This window comes from Candidatus Allofontibacter sp., assembly GCF_040404065.1.
Lineage (GTDB): Bacteria > Pseudomonadota > Alphaproteobacteria > Pelagibacterales > Pelagibacteraceae > Fontibacterium.
Genome location: NZ_JBBAJM010000002.1, coordinates 1 through 7555, shown reverse-complemented (window position 1 = coordinate 7555; position 7555 = coordinate 1). Strand labels below are relative to the sequence as shown.

The window sequence follows — 7555 nt, the reverse complement described above, 5'->3', positions numbered from 1 at the left end:
AGGTACCTCTACCGTCTCCGACGTTAATCGACAAGGTACCTCTACCGTCTCCGACGTTAATCGACAAGGTACCTCTACCGTCTCCAATCCAGTTGATGTAACTCCAGCTAATGCAGAAGTTAATCTAACGCCAATAAATACTAATTTGTCATTAATACCAAAAGATGTTATACCGGGACTAAAAGACGTCAAAGACGTTAAAGAATTTATACCGACTAATACTATAGTTAATGTGCAAAATCCAATAAATATTTTACAACAAGAACGTAGTAAAATAACAACAAATCCATTTATCCCAAATGAACAAAAGATAAGAGAATTTGAAACAATAGATCACGAATCGAATGAAATAATAAAAAAAGCATATGAGAAAAATAATATATACAATTTTTCTATAAACCAAATAAATGAAAATATTTCAAAAAGTACAATTGGTTTTTTAGATGACCTATTTATAAAACCAGAAAATAATAATTGGATAGATTATTTACAAATTATTTTATTAAAGGAAGAAAGATATGTGTATTTTGGATTTTTATTAATAATATTTGTAATCTTTATGATGTTTATTGAATAATCTACTTTTTAAAAAAAAAAGTACCTTAACCAAAAAATATTAAAAATTTACTAAAAAAAGTTTAATTAGTAAAAGTTTTTTAAAAAGCTTAAATGTACATTTGTAGGTAATCTTTGTTGTTTTCTGGAGACACCAGAACAAGATCTATATAACTTCTTGTAATAATGATATCTTTTGTATTTTCATATTTAAAATTATTATAATTTTGTACTAAAATATCATAATTAACTCTATTTGCAATTTTTTCTATATTTTTACGTAATTGCCTAACACCTTTTTCTTTTTGTGTTTTATTCACGATAATATATTCAATGACTTGTTTATCAATAATAATATTTACATCATTGTTAATTTTAACATCTTTTAATATTTCAGGAATCATCTTTTCACTACAAATAGTAATTTTATCTTCTAAATTAGGTGGATCAATGTAAATAACCTTTAAACGATCACATACAATTTTATCAATCTTTGTAATATCATTAAAAGCTAAAACGAAAAATACTTTAGACAAATCAATATTGATATTAGAAAGATAATTATCTTGAAAATGACTATTTTGTTCTTCATCTAAAAGATGAGTTAAAATTCCATAAATTTCAACAGCTTTATTTTCGCTTATTTTATCTATTTCATCAAAATAGATAATAGGATTCATACAATTAGATTTTTGTAAAATTTCTACAATTTTTCCTGGTTTAGATCCAATATAAGTTTCACTATGCCCAGTTAAAATAGATACATCATTTAATCCACCAAAATTAATTTGATAAAATGGTAAATTTAAAGCTTTACCTAATGTTTTGAGTATTTTACTTTTTCCAACACCAGCCTGACCATAAAGTGCTAAAATATGTCCTTTAGATTCAGGATTTGATATTTTTCTTGCAACAAATTCTAATATTTCTTGTTTAACTTCTTCTAATCCATGTATAGATTCGTCTAATTTCTCTTTAATATCTTTAAAATAATCTTTTATTTTTTCAGGATATGCTTCTTTTGTAATAGCCAAAGGTTTATTTATTCCATAAGGAATATCACATGCATTTTTTAACCAATTCATACTTTTTGTATAATCACTTCCATGCATTTTTTGTATTGTGTCATGTTTATCTAGTATAAATGATTTTGTATCAACGTCAATATTCATAAGTAAAATTTTATCACGTAAATTATCCACTTGGTTATTATGTAATTTTATCCTTTTATTTTCTATAATTTCATTTTCCAATTCTACTAATTTTCTTTTAAATACACCAATTTCTCCTTCACCTTCACATTCACCTTCTCCTTCACCTTCACATTCACCTTCACCTTCTCCTTCTCCTTCACCTTCACATTCACCTTCACCTTCTCCTTCACCTTCTCCTTGGTAATTACATTCTTCTATGTATTCTTCTATGTATTCTTGTTTTTGACATTCTTCATTTTGTTGGTCATTTTGTTGGTCATTACATTCTTCTCTAATAATTTCTAGTTCATTTTTAGATTCTTTATCTTTTTTAAAATTTTGATCTTGATAGATAATTTTAAATTTTTTATTTTTTCGTAATAAATTTTTAATAACGAGATCTATAATAGGTGCATCTTCCTTTACATTTTCTATATAGGTAGATGGTACTTTCTTCGTTAGAGGTATTAATTTTTTTTTTTTATAATTTCTAGTTGTGTCAATGTCATTATCGTTTTCATTGTCCAACTTTCTTTTTATCTTTAAATCTTTTTGTTCAATAACTTGAGAATTTTGTTCAATTAGCATATTTAGAAAAATAGAAGAAATATATACCCAATAGACATCTTCTTTAGTTGGAAAAGTTAAATTATTAGACACATGATTTTTAGTACATATAAAGTAATCATTAAATGGTGTAATAACTATATCTCCAGAATTGTAATTAAAATTACTTATCCAAATACCAGTATACATTTAAAAAAAAAAGTTTATCAAAAATGATAAAAAGTTTAATAGATATATTTAAAAAAAATGATATGTTTTTTCATTTTTTTTTTGATCAATTTACGATTATGTGAAATCTATAATTTTAGTTTTAAACAGGTGGTTGACACTTGTCATTAATATTAAATCCATAATTAACTAAAAGTGTTGCTAAATAAGGAGCAGTTTCTGGATTTTCAAAAGTCATATTGTCAGCTAATCCAGCATAATGAGCAATTGTCATAATTCTGTCCTTTGACGATTTATCTTTTGCTGTAGCAATTAATTGTTTAAATGAATAATTTACAGCTTTAGAGAATTTAGAAATATCTCCATCAAATATTTTTTGTAAATCTGCCATAGTTATATTTTCGCATCCAGGAAAGATGTCGCTTGTACTTTCTAATAATTTCATTTTACCATCAGATTTATAGTTTGCTGAGAATTCGGCTAATTCTTTTCCTTCTGAAAAAGATTGGAATGATTCCAAGAAACTTCTACCTGATAATAAATTACTTCCTAATACAAAAATAATAGAAAATAATAATGCTAATTGTAAATCCTTTTCACTAATGTAGACTATTAAAGAAATTAAAATAATCTTAACAAATGTATTTTTAAATAAATCTTGAATATATCCTGGAGCTCTAGGAGCGATTTGAGCTGCAAATAATGCCAATGTAATTTTTAAAACTGCCATTACATAAGGATTTGATAATGGAATATCAATTTGAGATTCAATCATTTTAGTTGCGTTGTTAATTTGGTTCATTTAAATCTTATTATACAACTAACAAATAAAAAAAAATATTTATAAAAATAATTAATCAAAAATAAACTTTGAAAATAATTTAGTACTTTTTTAAAAATAAATAATAAAAAGTCTAATAAATATTTTTTTTAAATATTAATTTTTTTGGTTACCTTGCAGTACAGAGTCTGGCTTCTGTAAGGTACCTTATAGATGATGAATCGCCAGTTCGGCAATGTACTTTTTTTTTTAAAAGTATGTTTAAAGTAAAATAATATAATAATTTGTAATCTTATGGAAACTATTAATAATTATAGTTATGTAAATAGTATAGGTAAGTATAGTATAAATTTACCTAATACTGTTTATAATTATCAAACTAATAAATTTGATAAACATTGTATCGATACTTATGGAGAAAAATGTTGTTTGTTATATTATATTGATCCTGAAAATATAGAAGTAAGATTATTAAATCGTTTATTTAATCCTATTTATACTATAAAAAAAAATAAATTATATAAAATTATACCAGAATATCTAAGTAAAAAATATACTGTTGTTATTGTTGAAATGATAGAATCTATAGTGAAAAAGGATATTACGGCCATTCATGTTTCTTCCAACTAAAAGTCTTGTATAAATGTTAATAAAAAATCTATAAATATTTTATTAAAATGTCAATATTAAAAGTGTATTTAAAAGTAAAATAAATCAAAATATTTTTTGATAGTCTAAAAATTGACCATTCAAACTGTCTTTGTATCCAGTTATAATCATTCTATTATATGTAACATCGTCGTGGCATTTTTTACATAATGAACATAAATTTGACAAGTGATTTTTATGTCGTGAGTCATCTAAAAACCCATTTTCATTAGCTGTAGATTGAAACTTTATATGGTGAGTTTCAAGTTGTTTATTACTAGAACATATTTCGCATTTTTCTACTATCTTTTTCTTATTGTAAATACTTTTCTTAATAGGTTTGATGGTAGTGTTTGTCAAATTGTTTCTTATTTCAAATGCTTTTTGTATTAATTCATTATTTTCTAATAAACTCTTTGCTACTTCGATACCGTATAATGTACCACCAGGACCTTCTTTTAATTTCCTTTCATATATAATATTATTATTTTTAATATCGACTGATAAATGACATATTTTTAGTTTTTCTCCAAGATCAATTATATCTTGAACTTGAGAAATTTGATGAAGGTGTGTGGTAAAAAAAAACATTGTATCTTTTTTAATTAATTCTAGAATAATGGAACTGACTAATGCTGTACTACTATTAGTTTCAGTTCCTTTGGTAGCTTCGTCCATTAAAACAAGTGTTTTAGGTCCAGCACATTGAAGTATACGTTTTAATCCCATCATTTCTGAAATAAATGAACTTTTACCTGCAAAAATATTATCAGTTAAATCTACTTGTGAAATTATAGTATCAAATGGACTAAACTTTAAATTTTTAGCTGCTACAAATAACCCAGCTTGTGCCATTACTAAATTTATACCAATAGCTCTAAGTAAAGTTGATTTACCAGAACTATTCAACCCATAACAAAGAATTCCATTGGTTTTAGAGTCTAATGTAATGTCATTTGATATATATTCTTTACCTAAAGATTCTATAAGTGGGTGTCTGATACCTTTTATTTCAATAAAACTTTTATCTTTATCTTTTACCTTGCCGTCTAATATTAAAGGTACTTCTAAAAGTGGTTTGGTATAATTAAATTTTTTTGAACATTTTAAATTAGAATTACATACATCAATTACTTGAATAAATTCTTTTAATTTATCAAATAATATATTATGTTCTTGATAATATTCTAATAGTGTATTTTTGTAATTTATAGTAATTTTAGTAGAAAGTAATTGTCTAAAATTAACAATTTGTTGGCTCAATTTTTCAAGCTCTTCTGGTACAAATTTTACAGCATTTGATGTTTGTCTTACTCTTCCTACGTCGCCTTTATTTTCTTTACCCAATTTTTCTAAAAGTAATTGGTATCGGATTTTAGTACAAGTGAATGAATATCCTTCTAATTCTGTATAAACCAGTTTAATAAAGTCACTTTTCTTTTCAGGATTTATTAAATTGTCAAAACTCAAACAAAGTGATGATCTCTTTTCTTCTAATGTATTAATTTTATTTTGAATTGTATCAAGATCTTTGATAATTCCTTTATTAAAATAATTTTCCAATTGATCTTTACTGGAATTTAAATTAAAAAATTTCATTTTAGATAAATTAAATGTTTTATTATATTTTTCTACAAATTCTTTTAAATTTGCAGTCCAGTCAAAATCTAACAAGGTACCTGTAACGAAGACGTCGTTAGACGGCAAGGTACCTGTAACGTCGTTAGACGGCAAGGTACCTTTAGTTGTTTCTGCTAATTTTAATATATATTTGTATGAATTATCTAATTTAACAAATTCACTTTGATGAAGTTGTGCTATACCCATTTTTCTATGTAATTTTTCTATATCATTTATATTATCTAAAATTGAATCAAGGACCTGTTCTTTAATTAAACCAAGTTGTTCAGTTATAATATATCTATTATTTATAATCTTTGGATCTTTAAATGGTTTGCATAATATATTTCTGAGATGTCTTTTACCAATAGCAGTTTTTGTATAATCTATAATATTAAACAAGCTACCTTTCCGACTAACAACGTCTTCGTTTATAATGTTTAATTGGTGAATTGTATTTAATTCTAAAATTAAATTATTATTTTCATTAGATACTTTTGGTATACTTAAATTTTTAATATAGCTAGTGTCATGTTTTTCAATAAATTTTAGAATATATACTAAATTTGTTAATGAAAGTTCTTTTAAATTAAAATATTCAATTGGTTCAATTAAACCAAAAGGTACATCTTCCCAAACTCTTCTTAAATATTTATTTTTTAAATCGTAATTTAAATCATAATTTACATTTGGATCATTTAAAATCCTTACATTTTCATAATTTTCATTAAAATAATCAATAACGTGCAAGGTACCTTGCTGTCTAACGACGTTATTACCTTGCTGTCTAACGACATCTTCGTTAGAGGTACCTCCAGAAATTAATAACTCTCTTGGATTGCATCTATAAAGTATTCTAGATATATTTTCTAATACTAAATTTAATGTATATATATCATTTGGTAAAAAAGAAAATTCATTTTCTATTATTTCTATTGTATTATTATTATTATTAATACAACACACTGATACATTCATTATTTGAATAAATGGAGCATTTTTCTTATTTGATCTAACTTTAGGTTCACCTATATGGAAGAGGATTGAAACTAAATTTGATGAAAATTCATTTTCAATAATGTAATCAGTTGGTTGTAATGAAGGTGAGTATATTTTTGTTATACCGCGTTTAACCAATTTTCCTTTTTTTTCAGAACTTGATTCTAACTGTTCTACCATAACAACAGTGTATCCATTTCTTAATAAAATTGAAAGATATTTATCTAATACACTTATAGTAAAGCCTACGAAATTGGGTTGTGTTTTTGAACTTTTAGTAATATCACCACATTTGTTTGCCATATTTAATTCTAAAATTTTTGATATTTTTTTAGCATTTCCTATTTTTTCTTTACAATTATCTATTTCATATACTTCAAAGAACGACCCCATCTGAAATAGCAAAACCGTGTTTTCACCATATTCTTTAACTTTTTCAGTATATATTTGAAAGTATTCGTCAATTATACCCATTAATATAATTATTAACTAAAACTTTAAATAGAAATTCTAAATTAATAAAACAAATAACAAACTTCATTAATACAATCTCTAAAATACTTTTTTAAGAAGTTTAAAGTAACATATTATATTAAACAAGAATTTAAAGATAATTTACAAATATTTTTTTATGGAGTAATAGTATAATATGTCTAAAACATTCCTTTACAATATAAATGCATCATCTGGTAATTTAGTTGCTACAAATGCTAGTGTATCTAATATGGTATCAAGTAATATTACTAATGGGTCATTGGTTAATACTAATTTAAGTTCTAGTAATGTTGTTGCGACAAATATTAGTGCTGGAACAATTTCAGCCACAACTATTACTGGTGAAAATTTAAGTTTATCTGGTAATTTAGTTGTAGGTGGAACTTTAACTACTGTGAATATTACTAGTACAAATATATTAAATACAAATATTTCAGTTGGAACAATTATTTCAACTGGTTTGTCAACTTTACAAAACGTAACTACTACAAATGTTACAGCAGGTACAGTTAACGCAAGTACAGGTATT

The 7555-nt window shown here is 24.5% G+C and carries 5 protein-coding genes and 1 pseudogene; 3 read left to right on the top strand and 3 right to left on the bottom strand.

All coding sequences use genetic code 11. From position 1 onward, the window contains the following. Window positions 1–577 (top strand): hypothetical protein (locus tag AC8IG9_RS06045; RefSeq protein WP_507425913.1); only part of this gene is annotated, 577 nt, incomplete at its 5' end. 88 nt (window positions 578–665) lie between these two features. Here AC8IG9_RS06045 and AC8IG9_RS06040 read toward each other — a convergent pair. Beyond that, window positions 666–2504, bottom strand: a complete 1839-nt coding sequence (locus AC8IG9_RS06040) for an AAA family ATPase (RefSeq protein ID WP_507425912.1) — start codon at window positions 2502–2504, stop codon at window positions 666–668. Between the two features lie 121 nt (window positions 2505–2625). Then, window positions 2626–3285 (bottom strand): hypothetical protein, encoded by a 660-nt coding sequence (locus AC8IG9_RS06035; RefSeq protein WP_507425911.1) that lies wholly within the window; start codon window positions 3283–3285, stop codon window positions 2626–2628. A 273-nt stretch (window positions 3286–3558) separates the two neighbouring features. On the opposite strand from AC8IG9_RS06035, the gene AC8IG9_RS06030 reads away from it, so the two are divergent. Further along, window positions 3559–3894: a hypothetical protein gene (locus tag AC8IG9_RS06030; RefSeq protein WP_507425910.1), complete on the top strand. Its 336-nt coding sequence runs from the start codon at window positions 3559–3561 to the stop codon at window positions 3892–3894. A gap of 84 nt (window positions 3895–3978) precedes the next feature. Here AC8IG9_RS06030 and AC8IG9_RS06025 read toward each other — a convergent pair whose 3' ends face one another. Beyond that, window positions 3979–7005 carry a MutS-related protein gene (locus AC8IG9_RS06025; RefSeq protein WP_507425909.1) on the bottom strand — a complete coding sequence of 1009 codons (3027 nt, stop codon included), beginning with the start codon at window positions 7003–7005 and terminating at the stop codon, window positions 3979–3981. A gap of 175 nt (window positions 7006–7180) precedes the next feature. On the opposite strand from AC8IG9_RS06025, the pseudogene AC8IG9_RS06020 reads away from it, so the two are divergent. Beyond that, window positions 7181–7555 (top strand): annotated as a pseudogene (locus AC8IG9_RS06020) (hypothetical protein); the annotation flags it as partial.